We start from the raw sequence: 16968 nt of genomic DNA on the forward strand, positions 1-16968 counted from the left end.
TCTCCATGAGGGAGAAGGCGAATTTTGCACTACCAAGGGTCATCCGTAGCGCAAGCTCAGACAGCCAATTACTGCCTGAATGCTCTGCGCTACGCAAGTTGACCACCGTCTGCGCCAGCGTACTTTTCGCTGGCGCATTGCTATTGCCGTTAACCAGCAATGCGGCAGAAGACAACAAATCCCAGCTCAAAGACCTGCAACAAAGCATCGCCGAAAAAGAAAAGGCGGTGAAGCAACAACAGCAACAGCGCAGCTCATTGCAAGAACAACTCAAACTGCAAGAAAAAACCATCGCGCAAGCCAGCCGTTCACTGCGTGATACGCAAGGCACGCTCAGCGAACTGGGCAAAGATATTTCTGGCCTGAATGCCTCAATCGCCAAACTGCAAAAACAGCAATCTACCCAGCAGGAAATGCTCGCCAAACAGCTCGATGCCGCGTTCCGGCAGGGGCAACACAGCGCGTTGCAGCTGATCCTCAGCGGTGAAGAGAGCCAGCGCAGTGAACGTATTCTGGCCTATTTCAGCTATCTGAATGTGGCGCGCCAGCAATCCATTGAACAACTGCAACAAACCCGCACGCAGTTGGCCGAGCAGAAAGGCACGCTGGTGGTCAAACAGGGCCAACAGAAATCGTTACTCGGCGAGCAGCAAACCCAGCAACAGAAGCTGGAACAGGCACGCAGCGCACGCAAGAAAACCCTGACTTCACTGGAAGCCTCGCTGGAAAAAGATCAGCAGCGGCTGGTGGAACTACGCCAGAACGAAACCCGCCTGCGTGACCAGATCGCCCGCGCCGAGCGTGAGGCACGGGCTCGCGCAGAGCGCGAAGCGCGTGAAGCCGCCAAAGTGCGTGAACAGGTTAAAGTCAAAGAACAGCAGGCGAAAAAAACCGGTACCCGCTATCAGCCTAGCGAAGGTGAACGTTCACTGATGGCGCGCACCGGCGGTTTAGGTCGCCCTGAAGGACAGGCCGTTTGGCCAGTGCGTGGCCGCACCGAACATCGCTTTGGCGAACAACTGCAAGGTGAATTACGCTGGAAAGGGATGGTGATCTCGGCTGCCGAAGGCAGCGAAGTGAAAGCCATCGCTGATGGCCGCGTCCTGCTTGCCGATTGGCTGCAAGGCTATGGTCTGGTGGTGGTGATCGAGCACGGTAAAGGTGATATGAGCCTGTATGGCTACAACCAGAGCGCACTGGTCAACGTCGGTGCGCAAGTGCGTGCAGGCCAGCCTATCGCGCTGGTAGGCACCAGCGGTGGTCAGGGAACGCCATCGCTCTATTTTGAAATCCGTCGCCAGGGTCAGGCCGTTAACCCACTGCCGTGGTTGGGAAGATAGAGTGCACTATAGCAAATTGCGTACCGCTATCCTGATGGGTTCTCTGCTGCTGGCCTGTGCCGCACAGGCTGGAAAGCTGTCCATCGTGATTGATGATGTCGGCTATCGCCCGCATGAAGAGAATGCTGTGATGCAAATGCCCACGGCCGTCTCAGTCGCCGTTCTGCCCAACGCGCCCCACGCCCGGATGATGGCAACCAAAGCCCACAGCCAGGGGCGAGAAGTGCTGATCCATATGCCAATGGCGCCGCTCAGCAAGCAATCGCTGGAACCCAATACGCTGCAACCCTCAATGAGTAGTGAAGAAATTCAGCGTATCATCCGTAACGCGGTCAATAACGTGCCCTATGCAGTGGGGATGAACAACCATATGGGTAGCGCGATGACCTCCAGCCTGCCGGGTATGCAGAAGGTGATGCAGGCGCTTGACGGTTATCAGCTCTATTTTCTCGACAGCATGACCATCGGCAACAGCCAGGCGATGCGCGCTGCGGCCGGTACCCATGTCAAAGTGATCAAACGCAAAGTGTTTCTTGACGATACCGCCAACCCGGACGATATCCGCCGTCAGTTCAACCGTGCGGTTGAGTTGGCACGCCGCAGCGGTTCTGCCATTGCCATCGGCCACCCACGGCCTGCCACGGTGAAAGTGCTGCAACAGATGCTGGCCACGTTGCCGAGCGATATCGTGCTGGTAAAACCCAGTGCCCTGCTGAATGAACCGCAGCAAAGCGGGGGCAGCTATGTTCCACCAGCGAAGCCGCACACCGTGCAACCGAAGAATCCGTTTACCGGCGCAATCAAGCAGTGCAAGGTTAAGCTGCCGAAAGAAAAAGTGAATGCCAGCCAAGCGCTGAAGGTGATCGGGGAGAGCGTTGCACAGTCGCCAGTGGTGCTGTTGCTGAAACACCATTGGCAGAATTGGTTGGGGTCGGAGCAGACTACGCCATAAGCATAAGGTATGAAATCCACCCCGGTAAGTAGCCAATGGATTTCGAGTGGCAGCTAGGCGGCAAATGCGCTAATCCCCAGGAGCTTATACACAATAAGTGACTGGGGTTAGCGCATGCAGCCAACAACGCTGCAACTTGAAAGACGAAGGCTATATCAATCCCAGCTCAACACTACTTTCCCAGACTGCCCCGAACGCATGGCATCGAAGCCCTGCTGGAAATCGTCAATCGGGAAACGGTGAGTGATCATCGGTGTCAGATCCAGGCCAGACTGGATCAGTGCCGCCATCTTGTACCAGGTTTCAAACATTTCACGGCCATAAATCCCTTTGATAAATAGCCCTTTGAAGATCACCTGATTCCAGTCGATGGACATGTCCGACGGCGGGATCCCCAGCATCGCAATGCGGCCACCGTGGTTCATGGCATTGAGCAGCGTGCGGAAGGCCGGTGGCGCGCCAGACATCTCCAGGCCCACGTCGAACCCTTCGGTCATGCCCAACTCGGCCATCACATCATTCAGGTTTTCTTTGCTGACGTTAACCGCGCGGGTCACGCCCATTTTACGCGCCAGTTCCAGACGATACTCATTCACATCAGTGATCACCACATGGCGCGCGCCCACGTGTTTGCACACCGCAGCCGCCATAATGCCGATCGGGCCTGCGCCGGAAACCAACACGTCTTCACCCACCAGATCGAAAGACAGCGCGGTATGCACCGCATTACCAAACGGATCGAAGATCGAGGCCAGTTCGTCGGAAATATTGTCCGGTATTTTGAAGGCGTTGAAGGCCGGGATCACCAGATATTCCGCGAACGCCCCTGGGCGGTTAACCCCCACGCCAATGGTGTTACGGCACAGATGCGTGCGGCCAGCGCGGCAGTTGCGGCAGTGCCCACAGGTGATATGCCCTTCGCCAGACACGCGATCGCCGATGCTGAAACCTTTGACTTCCTGGCCGATCGCCACCACTTCACCGACGTATTCATGGCCAACCACCATCGGTACCGGAATGGTTTTCTGCGACCAGTCGTCCCAGTTGTAGATATGCATATCGGTGCCACAGATGGCGGTTTTACGGATTTTGATCATCACATCGTTGTGGCCCAGTTCAGGCTCGGGCACATCGGTCAGCCAGATACCTTCTTCCGCTTTCAGCTTTGCTAATGCTTTCATGCAATGACTCCAAGTTCTTTACCGATACGAATGAACGCAGCAACAGCACGCTCAATCTGCTCCGGTGAGTGATCGGCAGACATCTGGGTACGGATACGTGCCTGGCCTTTCGGTACCACCGGGTAGAAGAAGCCCGTCACATAAATGCCTTCCTTAAGCAAAGCATTGGCGAAATCCTGTGCCAATTTCGCCTCACCCAGCATCACCGGAATGATGGCGTGATCGGCACCGGCAAGCGTAAAACCTGCCGCGGTCATTTTTTCACGGAACAATCGAGCGTTGGCCCATAGGCGATCGCGCAGCGCGTCGCCGTCTGCAAGCAGTTCCAACACTTTGATTGACGCAGCAACGATCGCCGGTGCCAGTGAGTTAGAGAACAGATACGGACGCGAACGCTGGCGCAACCACTCCACCACCTCTTTCTTCGCGGCGGTATAGCCGCCGGAAGCACCGCCGAGCGCCTTACCCAGCGTGCCGGTAATAATATCGACGCGGCCCATCACTTCGCAGTATTCATGCGTTCCACGCCCGTGCGCACCGACAAAACCCACCGCGTGAGAGTCGTCGACCATCACCAGCGCATTGTACTCATCGGCCAGATCGCACACGCCTTGCAGGTTGGCGATCACGCCGTCCATGGAGAACACCCCGTCGGTGGCGATCATAATGTGGCGAGCGCCATCGGCCTTAGCCTGCTTGAGCTGTTCGGCCAACTCCTGCATATCGTTGTTGGCATAGCGATAACGCTTGGCTTTGCACAAGCGCACACCATCGATGATCGAGGCATGGTTCAGCGCATCGGAGATAATAGCGTCTTCCGGGCCGAGCAGGGTTTCAAACAGGCCGCCGTTAGCGTCATAGCATGAGGAGTACAGAATGGCATCTTCCATACCCAGAAAATCGGCCAGTTTCTGTTCCAGCTGTTTATGGCTGTCCTGCGTGCCGCAGATAAAGCGCACCGATGCCATACCAAAGCCGTGGCTGTCCATGCCCGCCTTCGCGGCCGCAATCAGTGCCGGATGATTCGCCAGCCCCAGATAGTTGTTGGCGCAGAAATTGATCACATGGCGGCCATCAGCGACGGCGATATCGGCCTGCTGCGCAGAGGTGATAATGCGCTCTTCTTTGAACAGCCCTTCGGCACGGGTGGTCGCAAGCTGTTGCTCCAGCTGCTGGTAAAAGGACGTGGACATTCGGTAATCTCCAGAATAGGGACGTTTTCAACATATTTTACTGATTTACTGGCAAACTGACGACAATGCGCGGTAGAGAATATGAAAAGTGCAGCAGATATCACGGCAAACTAGGATATGTACTTATCGAACGGGACATTAAGAACCGTTACGCTGTTCCCGCTGGCATGAAATGCTATTATAGGCAGCATATCGGGTGGAGCATTGTGCGTCACCGGGAAGAATACAGGGGTAAACCCAATGATTATCGTCACTGGCGGCGCTGGCATGATCGGCAGCAACATTATCAAAGCACTGAATGACACCGGGTATCGCGATATCCTGGTGGTGGATAACCTGAAAGACGGCACCAAATTCGTCAATCTGGTGGACTTGGATATTGCCGATTATGTGGATAAAGAAGATTTTATCGCCAGCATCATGGCCGGTGACGATCTCGGCGACATCGACGCCATTTTCCACGAAGGTGCCTGTTCGTCTACCACCGAGTGGGACGGCAAGTACATGATGGATAATAACTATCAGTACTCCAAAGACATCCTGCACTTCTGCCTGGATCGCCAAATCCCGTTCCTGTATGCCTCTTCCGCCGCCACCTATGGTGGGCGGACCGATAACTTTATCGAAGAGCGCCAGTACGAGCAGCCACTGAACGTTTACGGTTACTCCAAATTCCTGTTCGACCAATACGTGCGTGAAATCCTGCCAGAGGCCGAATCACAGGTGTGTGGTTTCCGTTACTTCAACGTTTATGGCCCGCGTGAAGGCCATAAAGGCAGCATGGCCAGCGTAGCGTTCCATCTGAACAACCAGATTAACCGTGGCGAGAACCCGAAACTGTTCTCTGGCAGCGAAAACTTCAAGCGTGATTTCGTCTATGTGGGCGATGTTGCGGCGGTTAACCTGTGGTTCTGGCAAAACGGCGTGTCCGGCATCTTCAACTGCGGAACTGGCCGGGCGGAAACCTTCCAGGCGGTGGCCGATGCGGTGGTGGAATACCATCAATCAGGCGCAGTGGAGTACATTGAATTCCCTGAAAAGCTGAAAGGCCGCTATCAGGCTTATACCCAGGCCGATCAGACCAAACTGCGCGCTGCCGGTTACAACGCGCCGTTCAAAACGGTCGCTGAAGGCGTCAAAGAATATATGGCCTGGTTGAATCGCACCGCTTAAGCGGAAGGAACCTGCAAAGGGTATGAAAATTCTGGTTATCGGCCCTTCGTGGGTTGGCGATATGATGATGTCGCAAAGTCTCTACCGCACCCTGAAGGCCGAATATCCGTCAGCGGAAATCGATGTGATGGCACCCGCGTGGTGCCGCCCATTGCTGGCGCGCATGCCGGAAGTCAACCAGGCGCTGGCTATGCCGCTGGGCCACGGCGCGTTGGGGCTGGGCGAGCGCCGCCGTTTGGGGCACAGCCTGCGTGCCAACGGTTACGATCGCGCCTACGTGTTGCCCAACTCGTTCAAATCCGCCCTGGTGCCGTTGTTCGCCAACGTGCCGCTGCGCACCGGCTGGCGGGGTGAAATGCGCTACGGCCTGCTCAATGATATCCGCGTGCTGGATAAAGCCGCCTTCCCGCTGATGGTGCAACGCTATGTCGCGCTGGCTTATGACAAACAGCGGATACAGCGAGCCGCAGACTTGCCACAGCCGCTGCTATGGCCGCAACTGCAGGTGAGCGACGAAGAGATTGCCGAAACCACTTCCGCCTTTAACCTCACCGATTACCGGCCGATTATCGGCTTTTGCCCAGGGGCGGAATTTGGCCCGGCAAAACGCTGGCCGCATTACCACTATGCCGCGCTGGCGCAACTGCTGATCGACCAAGGCTATCAGATCACTTTGTTTGGTTCGGCCAAAGACCACGCTGCCGGGGAACAGATCCGTGCGGCGCTGGCCGAAGAAGCGCGTGATTTCTGCCTCAATCTGGCCGGGGAAACCCAGTTGGAACAAGCGGTGATTCTATTGGCCTCCTGCCAGGCGGTGGTCAGTAATGACTCAGGATTGATGCACGTTGCCGCGGCATTGAATAAACCATTGATAGCCTTGTATGGCCCAAGCAGCCCAGACTTCACCCCGCCGCTTTCCAACAAGGCAAAAGTCATCCGCCTGATTAGCGGCTATCACAAAGTGCGTAAGGGTGATGCCGATCAGGGCTATCACCAGAGCTTGATCGACATTCAACCACAGCAGGTGTTGGACGCGCTGACGCCGTTACTTGCCGCCAGCGAGGAATAAACATGCAGGTTCTGATCGTCAAAACCTCATCCATGGGGGATGTGCTCCATACGCTGCCGGCATTGACCGATGCGATGCATGCCATCCCCGGCATCCGTTTCGATTGGGTAGTGGAAGAAGGGTTCAGCCAGATCCCCAGTTGGCATCCGGCGGTGGACCGCGTTATTCCGGTGGCCATTCGCCGCTGGCGCAAAAACTGGTTCGGCCCCGAAGCCCGCCAGCAGCGCTGCGATTTCAAGCGCCTGGTTCGGGAACGCAGTTATGATATCGTGATCGACGCTCAGGGTTTGATGAAAAGCGCCGCGCTGGTAACCCGTATCGCGCGCGGTAGCAAGCACGGCCCGGACTGCAAAAGCGCACGTGAGCCCTTTGCCAGTTGGTTCTATAATCATCGCCATGAAATTGATAAGCAGCAGCATGCGGTGGAACGCCTGCGTGAGCTGTTTGCCAAAAGCTTGGGCTATGAAAAACCGCAGAGCGCGGGTGATTACGCCATTGCCGCCCGTTTTCTCAGCCAACCACCGGTGGATGCCGGGCAATATCTGGTTTTCCTGCACGCCACCACGCGTGATGAAAAACACTGGCCGGAAGCAAACTGGCGCGAACTGATTGATTTGGTTGCCGCGACCGGGCTGAAGGTAAAACTGCCATGGGGAGCAGCGCATGAACATCAGCGCGCCCTGCGGCTGGCGGAAGGGTTTGCGCATGTTGAAGTGCTGCCGAAGCTCAGCTTACAGCAAGTAGCGGAAGTGCTGGCCGGTGCAAAAGGCGTGGTGTCGGTGGATACCGGGCTCAGCCATCTGACCGCCGCGCTGGATCGCCCGAATATCACGCTATTCGGCCCGACCGATCCGGGGTTGATTGGGGGGTATGGGCGGAATCAACATGCCTGCCGCCCTGAGGCAGGGAATAGTATGGCTGATATTTCTGCGCAAAAAGTTGCCGCGCTAATTCAATACAGGATGCTGCTGTAATGGGAACTTTATTTAAGCAAATTTACCGCTATACCCATGCTCGTTCTTTTCGGCATAACGAAAATCTCTGGCCCTACGTAAAAATCAAACGTGCAGCCAGCGGGGAAATTATTGAGCTGAATTACAAACAGCAGCGGGTACCGATAGTGCAATTGGCTGGCCTGAAAGGGAGTTTTTCCGGTGATCTCCTGTTGACCGCCACAGGTCCATCGGTGAAAAATCTCTGCCTAGAAAAATTTCCCGCTATGCCTGCAATGGGTGTTAACGGCGCTTACTTCTTGCATGACAGTGTTGATTTTAAATTTTATGTCATTGTAGATATGGGGTTTATTGACCAAAAGCCTGAGATTATCCGCAATATTATAGATGACAAAAGGCTAACATTGTTCACCACAGTACACGGCGTTGCCAAAATCATCGACAGGTTCAGTCTACAACAGGTCCACTGCCGTTTTGCGGTGATTGAAGACGCCACATTTAAAATCTATCAGCCGATGATCACCAACGACTCACTGTGGTTAGCCTACCGCGATAATCGTAATGTGGTTTTTGCTGCCGACAGAAAAGACATCGCCTTTAATCACGACATTCGCAGCGGTATCTTTGATGCTGGAACAGTCGTTTACTGGGCATTACAGATCCTGACTTTCCTCGGTTTTAATCGGCTGTATATCATAGGCCTGGATATGAATAACTTCCACCAGCCACGCTTTTATGAGGCCGCAGAGAATAAGCTCCCTACAGCTCTAGGCGATAAAGTTGCTGGTCTGGTTATGCCGTCTTTCCGTCATGCCAGCCACCTTATGAAAGCCAAGAATATCACTATTAAAAATCTTTCAATTACCAGCGCTATCAGCAATGACATTTTCGACAAGGTCACCCCCGATGATATCTTTAAGTAACCCTTTTCGGCCGAAAAAGCTGTATGTGATGTTCTTTTTTCTTTTTTCTTTTTTCAGTGCTATTTTTTGTGGTTTTACTAAAGTTAATAACCTATTCCATCTTTCTGCTATTTTTTTCATTATCACACTGTATCTTGATAAAGATCTCAGGCTGTCTTTTTTCCGTAATCGTGAAAGCCGCCAGGGTCTAGCGCTTATTGCTGCGATGCTGCTCTACTTCTCCTTTAGCAACCTCTGGTCAAGCGAGCCATTCAATATTGAATCAACCTTGACACACAGCGTTTACCTGCTGCTATATTTAGCAATGCTAATCACTGTGCTTAACAGCCAGCAACGTAATCTGTTGTTCAGCATAATTGTTTTAGGTTTAACCATCCTGTGTCTATATTCGATATTTTTTGATTATAACGACATACTGACCAATCGATTGGTATCAAAAAACAATCCTGGTCCGGACAATGTGATCGACTTAGCTGGTTTAGCAGGAGTTGGCGTTATACTCAGCCTAATCGTCTTTCGCGAAAAACAAAGCAAATTTATGTTGCTCGCTGTTCTCATACTCTTCGGTACCATGCTGCTTACCCAAAGCCGTGGACCAGTACTTTCTTTACTGATTGCCCTAATACTGACTCTACCCTACAAACATTTGAAATTGAAACACCTCACTTATTTTCTATTCATGTTGATCGCTATGGGTATAGCGATACTATTCACAGAAATAGGGCAACAACTGATCGCCCGTTTCGAAGGTATATACGTTCAAAGCTTCCTGCGTTTGAGCATTTGGCACCATACATTCGACTTAGTAAAGCAAGCACCTTATTTTGGCTATGGCTTTAATTATGAACTGGATTTCACTAACTATTCTGGCGAACATATCAGTACCACCCACAGCCTATACTGGGGTACATTGCTGAAAGGCGGCATGGTGGGGTTAGGAATGTTGGTCGCGATATTAAGCTATTGCGGTATTCTGGCTACGCGGCATCTACGCAACGGCATGCGATTGGAGGTAGGATTATTTATCTTCACGCTGCTGTTTTATACCTCGCAGGGCATGTTTATGATAGGTAATCCAGCTGAGTTCTGGTACTTGTTTTGGTTCCCGCTAGGAGTACTCATGACCACTAATTTGAATTCCCGCGTTTATTGATTGACGGATAAAGAGCTACCTATTTAGTAGCTCTTTTCTATATTTTAAGATGTTCTCTTCTGTGCCGCAGGCACTTCAATCATCATCGCAATCTGTTCGCCAATCAACTGGGTAATCTGTTCAATCTGTACGTCACTCACATTCTTCTCCTCCGTCACAAATTGCACTGCATTGTCATAGTTGGGTGACCAGATGATATGACCAGGCAATTTGGTATCCTTGAGCTTTCGTTGGTTATAAATGGCAACCAAGCGTTTATCAAACGCGCAGACCATATTTACCACCGAAGTATCTGAGGGGATAATCAAGCCCGCTCTTTTGTCCCTAACTGCAATCATCGTTAATAGCTCACTATATCAGCATATACTTTTAAACTTGCTGACATTATTAAAACTCCGTCTCCCAGTTATTCGGCGATCATTCTTATCACCCTATCCATCACTTCATCGCTGGAGATAACGCTCAAGGGTTGATGACGCTGCTCTTTACTTAGGTTGATCGACTCTGCCGGCAAATATATAACCTGGTGCCGCTCGATATCTTGATAAGGCCCTGTTTGTAACGGATCGGCTGTAACAAACAGACTTACAGTTTTAGTTTTCAACGCAATAGCTAAATGTAACGGGCCAGTATCACCGGTAACCAGCATATCCATGTTTTTTATCACTGCCAACAACTGTGGCAGCGTAGTTTTACCAATATAACTGATAACCCGGCTCTGCTCTTCCATCGTCAATCCTGCCATGAACTCGCTCTCGATCATCTGCTCTTTGGGCGAACCAATCAGGATAATCAAGTAATCTGGTGAACGCGCCAGCAGCATTTTCGCCAAGCTGACAAAGTGGCTTATTGGCCAGCAACGCAACAGCTCAGAAGCCCCCATCTGGAAACCAAACATAACTTTGCCCGGTTGTTTTTGCTGGAGCGGGAAATCTATCGGGATAAACATTTCTCGGTTTTGTGTATCGCAGCCTAACAAGCCGACCAAGTCCAGCTTACGCTGGATCAAATGACCACAACTTCGAACACTAGTGCCAGCAAGCCACTGATCCACACCAGGCAGCTCATTTTTATACACATCTTTAAACAGATACTCACAGCCAGAAAAAATCGCCGCAAGGACATCATAGGGAGCTTTTGAATGTAGTATCACCGCCAACTGCGGCTGATTTTTCCTCAGCTTGTGGATAACGCTGAGCAAACTCTTGGCCTTGTGGTCCCAATAAATCACGTCATCAAAATAGCTGCAGGTCTCCACCATTCCGCTATTCTTATAGCTGGATACCATAGTGATTTTAGCTAATGGATAGCGTTCACGAAGCGCACGGATCGCTGGTGTATTGAACATCAGATCACCCAGAGCGGTAGTCGAAAATATTGCAATACGATCAAACTCACGATTTGTATCGAATGAACTCTTGTCTTTAAAATTGCTACCAAGTTTTGTATAAAGCCAAAGACAGGCATTCGCTAGTTTTACTTTCCATTGCTTCGACATGTTAATTCACTTTAAGTTGATAATATTCAGCCAATGTCATTCCTACCGTACGTTGTTGCAACCAGGCAAAAAGCTGCTCCAGATCGCGATACAAGGCTTCAATATCCTGCTCGGTTTTAAACGTTGGGCTGCCGCCGGGCATAAATTCGGAAGAGTGCAGCATAAACTCAACGTAATCATTGCCTTCAGCCAACGAACGCTGCACAACCTGCTTCATTTGCTCCAGATTGCCACCTGCTGGGCGTAGCCAATGTACCGACGGCGAACGTTTTTTACCCCGCAGGCGATCATAGCCCTGTTTTACCGCATTCATCAGCGCCGAGTGTTTATACTGGATGCTCATCGGCACCTCCAACAGCGTCGAATGGCCCGGTTTGGCAATATCTTGCGGGTCGATAAAATAAGCCTGCGACGGGAAGTGACGATAATCGGTGCCACCCTTACCCTGCGGATTACCCGGCGAATACTGCCAGTTGACGCGCGGCGTAACGGAACAATCCACCTGATAGCCATACTCCAGCAATAGTGAGGCATAAAACTCATTAAACGCCCAACGCCCAGCGCGGTGGCTAAGCATTTTGGTCTGGAAAGCATCCTCCAGCAGTTTGGTCATATGATCGACCTTGGCGCGGATCTGCTCGGCAGGATATTCAATCAAATAGGGTTTATGACGCCAGTCATCATCAGTAAGTGCCGTCAGCGGCGGACTGTTCCAGGCGTGCAGATGCATCCCCACCTCACCGGTTCCGCGCGCAATCACATCGCGGGCAAATTCGACGTATTCCGCATCCACCGCCATTTCATAATTGGTGAGATAAACCGGCTTGAAGGCATATTTTTCACACAGCGCCTGAAAGCGCGGCAAAAAACGCGTGTTCTCGGTCGAAATGCGATCGTGGTTTTGCCACAGATTATCGCCTTCGGTATCAATCGTGATAAGAAACGCCGGTTTGGTCATAAATATCGAGCCTGATCTCAACGGAATACATTATGTTACGCAGCCTGTTTAGCGAGGGCAAACAACTTTGCTGCCTCGTTTGGACAACGTTACGCCACGTTTATCTCCAGAACCGATTATTTTTTCGTTACTGGCAAGAAAATTGAGCAACAGTAGCCACATGCAATCGGGTCATTTAGAATCAGTGATTGGTTTCTCTGAAAGCGACTCATGATGAACGATGCACCAGCCTTAGCTTTTGCCACGCCAATACAGCGTATTTTGATCGTTAAACTCCGCCATCATGGCGATATGCTGCTTACCACACCGGTCATCAATACCCTGCGGCAAAACTACCCTGATGCACAGATTGACGTCCTGCTATACCAAGAAACGCAGGATATGCTGGTCAGCAACCCGGCGCTGTCGCAGATATTCGTCATCGATCGCCAATGGAAAAAACAGGGAACTAAGGCGCATCTCGGCCACGAACTAAAGCTGATTCGCCAGTTAAAAGCACAGCGTTACGATCTGGTGGTCAATCTCGCCGATCAATGGCGCAGCGCGCTGCTCGCCAAACTGACCGGTGCGCGCATCCGCTTGGGTTTTGACTTCCCTAAACGCCGCGGTTTTTTATGGCGCCATTGCCATACCCATCTGGTTTCAGTGGCCGATCATGCCCATCTGCATACCGTTGAGCAAAACCTTTCACTGCTGCAACCGCTCGGTTTGCCTACCGTCAGCCAGCAGGTGACCATGAGTTATAGCCCGCAGGACTGGCAAACCAGCCTTCAGCTTCTGCAACAAAAGGGCATCACCGGTGCGTATATCGTGGTACAACCGACCTCACGCTGGTTTTTCAAATGCTGGAGTGAAGAAAAGATGGCTGCTACCATCAGCGCGCTACAGGCAGATGGACACCAGTTGGTGATCACTTCAGGGCCAGACGCTAAAGAGCAACAAATGGTGGCTCGGATTCTAGAGCAATGCCCACCGCATGGCGTGGTTTCTCTGGCCGGGCAGTTGACCCTGCGCCAACTCGCGGCGCTGATCGATCACGCAACATTATTCCTCGGTGTGGATTCCGTACCGATGCATATGGCCGCTGCGCTGCAAACCCCTTGCATTGCGCTGTTTGGGCCATCCAAACTGGTATTCTGGCGCCCCTGGCAGGCGATTGGCCACGTTATTTGGGCCGGAGACTACGGCACGCTACCCGACCCTGATGCCATCAATACCGGTACCGATGAGCGTTATCTCGACCTTATTCCTACAGACGCGGTGATTGCAGCCGCGCGGAGCACGCTTGCATGAAAGCATTTCGTTTGGCGATTGTCCGCCAAAAATACCGCCCGGACGGCGGGGCAGAGCGTTTCGTTTCCCGTGCCCTAGAGGCGCTGGAGCAACAAGATCTGGATCTGAACGTCATTACCCGCGAATGGCAGGGTGACGTTCATCCGAATTGGCACATCCACCTGTGTAACCCGATGAAGTTCGGGCGCATCAGCCGCGAACGTGGTTTTGCCGAAGCGGCCAGAGCCTTGTGGCAGAAAGAAAATTTCGATTTAGTGCAAAGCCATGAGCGCATTCCCGGCTGTGATATCTACCGCGCTGGCGATGGTGTGCACCGCCGCTGGTTGCTGCAACGCGCACGGCTGCTGCCCGAGTGGCGGCGCAAATGGCTGTTCTCCAATCGTTATCATCGCTATGTGATGTGTGCCGAGCGCGCCATGTATGCCGCACCTGAGCTGAAAGCGGTGATTTGCAACGCAGAGATGATCAAGCAAGAGATCATTGCCGATTTCGGCGTACCTGCCGATAAAGTCACGGTGATCTATAACGCTATCGACAATCAGGCGTTTTTACCGGCCAGCGAACAGCAGCGGCAACAATTGCGCATGCAATACCAAATTCCCCCGCAGGCACATTGTCTGATCTTTGTCGGCTCAGGCTTTGAACGCAAAGGGCTGGCGGCGGCCATCCGTGCAATCGCCCCGACCGAGAGTTACTTACTGGTTGTTGGCAAAGACAAAGCAGAGAAGCGTTACCGCGCGCTGGCGCAATCGCTGGGCTGTAGCGATCGGGTGCGCTTTATGGGCGTGCAGAAACAGACGTTGCCGTTCTATCAGGCTGCGGATGCTTTGCTGTTGCCTACGCTGTACGACCCCTTCCCCAACGTGATTCTGGAAGCGATGTCATGCGGATTACCGGTGATCACCAGCACCACCTGCGGTGGCGCTGAATTTATCACGCCGGGGAAAAACGGTTTTGTCACCGACGCGCTGGATGTCAGTGCCCTCACCGACGCTATCCACGCCTTGCCACAGCAGGCGCTGGGTTCAAGCATGGGAGAAGCTGCCAGGTTACGCATCATGCCTGCCACGCCAGCCCATCTCTCGCAGCAACTGATCGATCTTTATAACCGACTGTTGGACTGATTATGCGTATCCTGATGATTATCGACGGTTTACCCGGTGGCGGCGCAGAGAAAGTAGTACTGACACTGAGCCAAGGCATGCAGCAAATGGGGCATGACGTCAGCCTGATTTCACTGCGTGACGTGTGTAATTACCCGATCCCTGACGGCATCGATTATCAGGTGGTGGCGGATAACTGCCGCAAACCCTGGCGGAAACTGACAGAACTTACGCGCCGTGCCAACATGCTGGACCAGGCGATCGCCGCCAACGAGCAGCAGAACGGCCGTTACGAACTGGTGTTCTCAAACCTGCATAAAACCGACCGTATCGTCAGCCACAGCAAAGTGCTTTCTTCCGAACAGCTGTGGTTCTGTATTCACGGTATTCTATCGACGTCCTACCTGGGTCACCGTACCGGTCTGGATCGCTGGCTGAAAAAGCGTAAGGTTGCCCGTGTTTATCAGGAACAAAATATCGTTGCCGTCTCGCAAGCGGTGGGGAGTGACCTGCGGCAAAACCTGTCGATTCAGCCCAAGCAGTTGGCCGTGATTAACAATCCGTTCGATATTGATGCGATCGCACAACAGGCGGCGGAACCCTGCGAACTGGCGGGCCAAGATTATCTGATCCACGTAGGCCGTTTTCATCCGCATAAACGTCACGATCGCCTGCTGAAAGCCTATGCGCTTTCCGGCATCCAAGCTCCGCTGGCTTTGGTTGGGACGGGCGATGAACAGCATATTAATGTCATCAGGAAATTGGCCACTGAATTGAATATTGCCGAGCGTGTGCTGTTTCTCGGCTTTCAGGCTAACCCTTATCCCTTGATCAAACACGCAACGATGCTGGTACTCAGTTCAGATAGCGAGGGCTTCGGTAACGTACTGGTTGAAGCATTGCTGTGCGATACCCCGGTGGTGAGTACTCGCTGCCCTGGCGGGCCTGAGGAAATTCTGGAAAATGCGGGAATGAGTCATGCCCTGGCGGAATTAAATGAAAAATCACTGGCGGAGAAAATGGCAGAAATTTATGCTCGGCCACCAGAAATTAATCGCCAGCAGTTGTTAAGCTACGGCTTACAACCTATTTGCCAACAGTATTTGGCATTAAAGAAATAACTAAAATGGCAGGGCATCCCCTGCCATCAGAGATTATTTCATTGCTTCAATACTACGCCACACTTCTTCGACAGGAATATCACTACAATCACCCGATTCCGCCTGTAATATCTGGTATTTCCCTGACCACGGGTGCCACTCTTCCTGGCTCGTCTCACCAAAAAATACCACTTGGTTTTTATTCAGCGCCGCAGCCAAATGCATCTGACCACCATCGCTGCATAACACCAGATCGCAGAGATCGAACGCGGCTAACAGCTCACGTAACGAGGCCGTGGGATAGAGTGCAACACGCCCATTCTGGCACTGCTCCAACAGTTGTTCAGCGCGCCGCTGATCGCCGATATCATCTGGGGCCAAGGTTCCCTGCGGCGACCAAAAAATCAGCACTGAGGTTTGTGGATCAGCCGTCAAACGGCGGATGATCTCGGCATAACGCTCCAAAGGCCATGTGCTCTTTTCTCTTCGATTGCTGAAATGCACCGCACAGATATGCGAACTCACCGGCAGCAGGGTCTTTAAACGTTGGGCAGCGGCCTGGCGTTCATCCTCACTGAGATAAACACGCACGGGCGGAATAGGGATGGTTTTATCGGTGATGGCAGAAAGATAACTGAAGGCATATTCAACCTGATGCTTGCCATGAAAATCTTCCTTACGAAAAGCATGAGTGATTTCAGGTTTACCTAAATCAGCGCCAATAATGTGTTTCACTCCAGCCATCTTTGCCAGCCGCAGGCTATATTTACAAGGAACAGGGTTAGCCAGGATCGCCGCATCAAAATTTATTTTACGCAGCTGCAAAAATACCATTAAGCGCTCAAAATAGACGCCCAGCGTAGTTTCACTCTTTGCCTTGTGTTTTGCTTTTTTATAAACAAACACTTTTTCGATGTTTGGGTTATTTTTCACCACATCTTGGCAAGCTTTGTTGATCAACAAATAAATTTTGGCTTCTGGATAAGCAATTTTCACCGCTTCAATCAATGGAGTGGTACAAACAAGATCGCCAATGTTGTCGCGGCGAATAATTAAAATATTCTTCATTCCAAGCCTTT

16 protein-coding genes are annotated in these 16968 nt (G+C 52.1%); 10 read left to right on the forward strand and 6 right to left on the reverse strand.

Annotated elements, in window-relative coordinates:
- Window positions 1–5 precede the first annotated feature (5 nt).
- Together envC and ACX1CU_RS23485 are read left to right on the forward strand one after the other, a co-directional pair.
- Window positions 6–1340: a murein hydrolase activator EnvC gene (envC, locus tag ACX1CU_RS23480; RefSeq protein WP_459400571.1), complete on the forward strand. Its 1335-nt coding sequence runs from the start codon at window positions 6–8 to the stop codon at window positions 1338–1340.
- A 1-nt stretch (window position 1341) separates the two neighbouring features.
- Window positions 1342–2292 (forward strand): divergent polysaccharide deacetylase family protein, encoded by a 951-nt coding sequence (locus ACX1CU_RS23485; RefSeq protein ID WP_459400572.1) that lies wholly within the window; start codon window positions 1342–1344, stop codon window positions 2290–2292.
- Between the two features lie 155 nt (window positions 2293–2447).
- On the opposite strand, the gene tdh is transcribed toward ACX1CU_RS23485, so the two are convergent.
- Together tdh and kbl are read right to left on the reverse strand one after the other, a co-directional pair.
- Window positions 2448–3473: an L-threonine 3-dehydrogenase gene (gene tdh, locus ACX1CU_RS23490; RefSeq protein ID WP_459400573.1), complete on the reverse strand. Its 1026-nt coding sequence runs from the start codon at window positions 3471–3473 to the stop codon at window positions 2448–2450.
- Window positions 3470–4666, reverse strand: coding sequence for a glycine C-acetyltransferase (gene kbl / locus ACX1CU_RS23495; RefSeq protein WP_459400574.1), 1197 nt, complete (start codon window positions 4664–4666; stop codon window positions 3470–3472). Before kbl ends, tdh begins: the two co-directional genes overlap by 4 nt.
- Before the next feature lie 240 nt (window positions 4667–4906).
- On the opposite strand from kbl, the gene rfaD reads away from it, so the two are divergent.
- The 5 genes from rfaD to ACX1CU_RS23520 are packed head-to-tail and all read left to right on the forward strand — an operon-like array spanning window position 4907 to window position 9937.
- Window positions 4907–5839, forward strand: coding sequence for an ADP-glyceromanno-heptose 6-epimerase (gene rfaD, locus ACX1CU_RS23500; RefSeq protein WP_459400575.1), 933 nt, complete (start codon window positions 4907–4909; stop codon window positions 5837–5839).
- Between the two features lie 22 nt (window positions 5840–5861).
- Complete coding sequence (gene rfaF / locus ACX1CU_RS23505; protein WP_459400576.1) at window positions 5862–6908, forward strand: ADP-heptose--LPS heptosyltransferase RfaF; 1047 nt, start codon at window positions 5862–5864, stop codon at window positions 6906–6908.
- 2 nt (window positions 6909–6910) lie between these two features.
- Window positions 6911–7882: a lipopolysaccharide heptosyltransferase RfaC gene (rfaC, locus tag ACX1CU_RS23510; RefSeq protein WP_459400577.1), complete on the forward strand. Its 972-nt coding sequence runs from the start codon at window positions 6911–6913 to the stop codon at window positions 7880–7882.
- Window positions 7882–8784: a sugar glycosyltransferase gene (locus tag ACX1CU_RS23515; RefSeq protein WP_459400578.1), complete on the forward strand. Its 903-nt coding sequence runs from the start codon at window positions 7882–7884 to the stop codon at window positions 8782–8784. Before rfaC ends, ACX1CU_RS23515 begins: the two co-directional genes overlap by 1 nt.
- A complete protein-coding gene (locus ACX1CU_RS23520; protein WP_459400579.1) occupies window positions 8768–9937 on the forward strand; it encodes an O-antigen ligase family protein in 1170 nt (389 codons plus the stop codon). Before ACX1CU_RS23515 ends, ACX1CU_RS23520 begins: the two co-directional genes overlap by 17 nt.
- A 44-nt stretch (window positions 9938–9981) precedes the next feature.
- Here the strand turns inward: ACX1CU_RS23520 and ACX1CU_RS23525 are convergent, their stop codons facing one another.
- The 3 genes from ACX1CU_RS23525 to ACX1CU_RS23535 all read right to left on the reverse strand — a co-directional run bounded on the left by ACX1CU_RS23525 (window position 9982) and on the right by ACX1CU_RS23535 (window position 12393).
- Window positions 9982–10275, reverse strand: a complete 294-nt coding sequence (locus ACX1CU_RS23525; protein ID WP_459400580.1) for a hypothetical protein — start codon at window positions 10273–10275, stop codon at window positions 9982–9984.
- Window positions 10276–10343: 68 nt separating this feature from the next.
- A complete protein-coding gene (locus tag ACX1CU_RS23530; RefSeq protein WP_459400581.1) occupies window positions 10344–11435 on the reverse strand; it encodes a glycosyltransferase family 9 protein in 1092 nt (363 codons plus the stop codon).
- Between the two features lies 1 nt (window position 11436).
- Window positions 11437–12393: a polysaccharide deacetylase family protein gene (locus tag ACX1CU_RS23535; protein WP_459400582.1), complete on the reverse strand. Its 957-nt coding sequence runs from the start codon at window positions 12391–12393 to the stop codon at window positions 11437–11439.
- A 210-nt stretch (window positions 12394–12603) separates the two neighbouring features.
- Here ACX1CU_RS23535 and rfaQ point away from each other — a divergent pair, with 210 nt between their 5' ends.
- From rfaQ to ACX1CU_RS23550, 3 genes are read left to right on the forward strand one after another with little or no spacing between them, the layout of a single operon-like run.
- Window positions 12604–13686, forward strand: coding sequence for a putative lipopolysaccharide heptosyltransferase III (rfaQ, locus tag ACX1CU_RS23540; RefSeq protein ID WP_459400583.1), 1083 nt, complete (start codon window positions 12604–12606; stop codon window positions 13684–13686).
- Window positions 13683–14810 carry a glycosyltransferase family 4 protein gene (locus ACX1CU_RS23545; RefSeq protein ID WP_459400584.1) on the forward strand — a complete coding sequence of 376 codons (1128 nt, stop codon included), beginning with the start codon at window positions 13683–13685 and terminating at the stop codon, window positions 14808–14810. The genes rfaQ and ACX1CU_RS23545 overlap by 4 nt, the downstream gene beginning before the upstream one ends.
- Before the next feature lie 2 nt (window positions 14811–14812).
- A complete protein-coding gene (locus tag ACX1CU_RS23550; protein WP_459400585.1) occupies window positions 14813–15910 on the forward strand; it encodes a glycosyltransferase in 1098 nt (365 codons plus the stop codon).
- A gap of 33 nt (window positions 15911–15943) precedes the next feature.
- Here ACX1CU_RS23550 and ACX1CU_RS23555 read toward each other — a convergent pair whose 3' ends face one another.
- Complete coding sequence (locus ACX1CU_RS23555; RefSeq protein ID WP_459400586.1) at window positions 15944–16957, reverse strand: glycosyltransferase family 9 protein; 1014 nt, start codon at window positions 16955–16957, stop codon at window positions 15944–15946.
- Window positions 16958–16968: the final 11 nt, after the last annotated feature.

Source organism: Serratia sp. D1N4, from assembly GCF_054552755.1.